Origin of the sequence: Enterobacter cloacae complex sp. 2024EL-00227, assembly GCF_043945315.1 — a bacterium.
Classification (GTDB): domain Bacteria; phylum Pseudomonadota; class Gammaproteobacteria; order Enterobacterales; family Enterobacteriaceae; genus Enterobacter; species Enterobacter roggenkampii.
Genome location: NZ_JBIMQP010000047.1, coordinates 1 through 4,406 on the forward strand (window position 1 = coordinate 1; position 4,406 = coordinate 4,406).

Below are 4,406 nucleotides of genomic sequence, written 5' to 3' on the forward strand. Positions count from 1 at the left end.
CCGCACTCCACGCTGAATTATCAGACACCGTCTGAATTTGCAGCGGGCTGGAGAAAGGGTCATTCTGAGAATGAAGATTCCGACGTTACTAACTGAGTGTTGTATCTAATCGTGGGGGCAGGTCAACAGCCATATGCCAATGCGGACAGCGACGATAGCCGACACAAATGCCCCCGCAGAAAACACAATCCCCTTTTCAAAGGAGTCCTGTGTAATCGTGGGGATCATGCTGGCAAGACCGATAAGAATGGATGCTGTCGCTTTGTAGAAGAGAAGGCCGCAGAAGAAGCTGAGGAACGCCAGAAGTAACCGCCGCTTTATCGGATACTCAACTGCCGAGGTAACAAATATTACCGCGCCAGCCAGTGCTCCTAAAGCCACCTCCGGCGGCACACCCGCGACCACAGACATTAGCGCACTCAGGCTAAGCCCCTGATTCAGCGATTCCGTGGTTAACGAGTGCGACATAGTGACCACCGTTTAATGTGCATAATGAACCCCCTTAGTTGGTGAGCTCATCATACACAATAAACCATATATGGGTCACTGGTAACGAATCAACAGCGATAATTCCTAATTTTAATTACGGCCACGCCTGGAGTAATCCCATTCAGCATGGAGCCAGACAAGCAGACCTATGCAGTCAATGATGACGACTTTTTGAGAGAAATCAGTCACGCCGATAAGATTCAGTATCATAGCGCTGAACGCTATGAATGCACCAAACCTGTAAAACCAAATAATTTTGTTAAGCATGTAAGCGCCTATAAACACGTCCATGAATAATGCTGTTCAATGGCTTCTCTATGAATGTGTAAAAAATGCAGCCCAGGATAACGGCAACTAAGCTCAGTATCGCGCCAGTGACGTCTTTCTGAATCGGCACAATTGAGTATATTTTCTCTGAAGCGAAGACTATGTAAAGATGGAAAAGGTAAATGCTGTAAGACGCATTTCCAAGATAGACACCTACTTTCTCCGCTCTTGATTTCTCCATGTCTGGTATCCTGGTATACAGAGCAATCATTACTATTGCAAAAGAGGTTATACCAAAACTAAACAGTCGGTATGCCTGATGTTGTGCATTTATTATCCCTATAACAATTAACAATGCGATCATGCCAATTGCCATTAGTGGTTTTACCGATACATTTCTGATCTGTGAGTATACCAGAAAGGCAACACATCCAAGGGCAAAGTTAATCATTAGACTGTCACCAATCATATAGGTGATATTAACCCACCCAAGCATTGCACCTTGTAATCTAAATGTCTGAACGAAAACAACCATGCTAACCATGATAGCGATCATAGAGAGCACCAACGTGGTCTTTCTTTTGCAGAAGCACATCAGGAGGGCGAAAAGAGCATAAAACATCATCTCATAGCACAATGACCAGGCAACATAATAAAACATATGATAGTCTGGATTTTGTGTAAAGGTTGGGAGCAAAAGGAAATTACCAATGACGTCATATATTGAGAGGGTGCCACCAAAAGCAACGTGCTGATGCATCAGATATATTATTGCAGGGGAAGCAATAATAAAATAAACAGGATATATTCTAAGAATCCGTTTCGTGATAAAAGAAAGCGCCTCCTTTCTTGGTGAAGCGAAAACATCTTTTATCGTGTAACACATTATAAAGCCACTGATAACAAAGAAGATGTCTACTCCATACCCACCTATATAATCAAACCCAAGAGGCTTTCCGATTACGCCATTAGTAGCCCATACGTGACTGATTACAACAAAGATAGCAGCCATGGCACGCAAGAACTGAATTGAATATATTTTGCCCACACGATCACCCGTTGATGTTTTTCATGTGATCGTGTAAGCAAACACGCAAAAGGTCAAGCCTTTGTTGTGCCTTCCATGGCGCCTGCCTCATTTATCATTTCAGTAGAATTTGTAAGTAAAACTCAGCGTTGCCGTGTGGCCCGCAGCGTCTGAGCGTAGAGAAACAACAACGTCCCTAGAGTTTCCAGAACTAGCGATTACGAAATCCTCACCTACCACTATGCCTGACACATCTTTCAGAACGATACTGTTCGTAGCATCGGTAAACCTAACCGCAGCAGCGTATCGCGCATTTCCACCGCTGGCGTTCGTAGAGAGCGAGATAGCTGAATACTTTGAAATTATGCACGATTTTCCTGCAGGGATTGTAAACGTTGCTACGTTCGTGTCAGTTGTAGCTGTAACATTCGCACTGATTGATATTTTACCCTGTTCTTTAATAGCATTATAACCTCTGAAATTTGAGTCAATTTTCGACAATGGAACAAGCCCACCTGAATATGTATTTGATACTCCAAATACAAATTGCTGTGAGTCAAAAGGCGAGTTACCTGTAATCTTTAAAATCTTTCTTGTTGTGCCCGCAAATGTGTTGCCGTCAATGTGCATAGGCCATGAAAAACCGCCGCCTGAATATGCAGTTGTTTCTTTGTTAATCCAGATGTCATCACCATTTCCTATAAATTTAATCCCACGAATATTCTTAGCTGCTTCACAGTTCGGATTACTCACTGATGCCGGAATGATGGTGTAAATACCGCAATCACGATTGTCTTCAAGTGAAACATCGTCTCCAATATCAATGTGACAAGCCCACCCGAATTGAATCCCCTTATCACCATGGGCGAGAGTGCTTTGACTCACGGCATAATCGCCAGTCTGGCTCTCAAGGCTAAGCATAAGCCCGTTATCGCAGAATGTACCTTCGCACTGATGGAATCTGATTTGCCCACACAAATCATTGCTACCAGCAAGATTATCTATCAGTGCGAAGGCATTGCATCGTGTTCCTCTAACTCTGTTAAAGCAACCCAAATAAATTATTCCGCGTAAATAGAATCCGTAAACGAAATATCTAAAATTGACATTATTGAAAGACCACCCTCTGAAATGATATGCACCACTTGCTACACTTTCATCGCAAGCAAATGCATATGTTGATCTGCTAGTATTGCTTGGACCAATGAGGTTTAAATCATAGAAATGCACTGCTGTAAGACCATACTGACCGAACAGGTAACCATTGGCAGTCGCTCTAAATCTGAAAATACACTTCCCACTGTTTTTTTGAATAATACAATCACTATCCAAAGTGTCACTAAGTATCCTTCCGCCGGGCCCTTTAATTGTTATTGATTTCTGTATAATTATTTCGTCTGTCAAGACAAATGTTCCGCTTGGAATGTTAAGATTTCCACCTTGCGGAGTAGCATCAACGGCAGCTTGAATACCAGCCGTGTCATCATTCACACCATCGCCAACTACACCATCAAAATCGAGGACGTTAATGACCTGCGCCAGCTTTGTATGGACTGTCTGATTTTTAGCACCCGTGTATGGCTGTTTGGTTGCTACAAGTTCATCACCTTTCCCGGGCGCGTAATCAGCAAGATCAAGCAAAACATCAGCCGCAGATCCTGACTCAGGTGTAAGAACGACTGGATTTCCTAAGCTATCAAATCCAACAATTTTATTCTTACGGAGTTCAATACCAGGTAATGAAGGTATCTGCTCTGGAGTTCTCAACGTTCTTGATAGGTTGCTATTTGCCAGAGTATCGACATAGTTCTTTGTTGCTGCATCCTGTGGGTCTCTCGGGTCTTTCAGGTTGCGGATGTAGTTATTAAGGGCATCGTACCAGTTCGCGATACTTGTTGGCTTCCGCAGTGCCAGACGGAACATACTACCGACCTGCTGAATCAGCATCGTCAGTTTATCGAACGCATCTTCATGCACCTCAGCGAAGAACTTACCCTGGTTGCGCAGGTCAGTTTCCTGTGTCGGCTCCAGCTCGCGGGCAATTGATATTTGCCATCCGTTCGACAGCGGAGTGGTAAGTACAACACTGCCGCCGTTATAGCCCCCTGCATTCGTCACGGTGTAATCGGTGTCCAGCCCCAGCACCGTAATGTTTTCGCTCAGGTCAATCACTGAGACGGTCAGGTCTGTTTTCTTGAAAATGCGGAAGGTGTACGGGAATGATGTCGTAACGCCGTTCCCGGTGTAATCGTTATGGTCAACTACGGTTGATACCGTCATGGCCTGTCTCCAGTAAAGCAGCGCCCGGCGCGCATGCATCATCAGGACAGTTTATTACCTGATAAACCTTATATGAATTGAATGAATAACAAACAGGAAAGTTATTACCTTTCAGGTAAATTACAGATCGTGCTGGATAGTCTCCAGGACTTTTGCTACTGTACATTCATACAGTAATTGCATGGAGAATATGAGATGCAACGTCAGTATCATCACCTGGATTGGCCCCTATATTTCCATACACTTTTTATCACTTAACCCATTACTGGTTCGCCGCCGCAGATATTCCCGTGGCGAACGATACCCCAGTGCACTATGCGGATGCCATTCGTTGTAATGTTCG

The 4,406-nt window shown here is 44.0% G+C and carries 3 protein-coding genes; all 3 read right to left on the reverse strand.

Translation table 11 applies throughout. The features are described 5' to 3' along the window. Nucleotides 1–105: 105 nt before the first annotated feature. Nucleotides 106–468, reverse strand: a complete 363-nt coding sequence (locus ACHH0Z_RS25350) for a putative holin (RefSeq protein ID WP_395149613.1) — start codon at nucleotides 466–468, stop codon at nucleotides 106–108. Nucleotides 469–748: 280 nt separating this feature from the next. Then, nucleotides 749–1,804, reverse strand: a complete 1,056-nt coding sequence (locus ACHH0Z_RS25355; RefSeq protein ID WP_395149614.1) for an acyltransferase family protein — start codon at nucleotides 1,802–1,804, stop codon at nucleotides 749–751. Between the two features lie 99 nt (nucleotides 1,805–1,903). Beyond that, entirely contained in the window at nucleotides 1,904–4,063 is a 2,160-nt protein-coding gene (locus ACHH0Z_RS25360) for a glycosyl hydrolase family 28-related protein (protein ID WP_395149615.1), read from the reverse strand. Nucleotides 4,064–4,406: the final 343 nt, after the last annotated feature.

What these genes read in the sequence shown, in the direction of transcription:
- ACHH0Z_RS25360 (WP_395149615.1), bottom strand. Translation starts at nt 4,063, where the DNA reads ATGACGGTATCAACCGTAGTTGACCATAACGATTACACCGGGAACGGC.
- ACHH0Z_RS25350 (WP_395149613.1), bottom strand. Translation starts at nt 468, where the DNA reads ATGTCGCACTCGTTAACCACGGAATCGCTGAATCAGGGGCTTAGCCTG.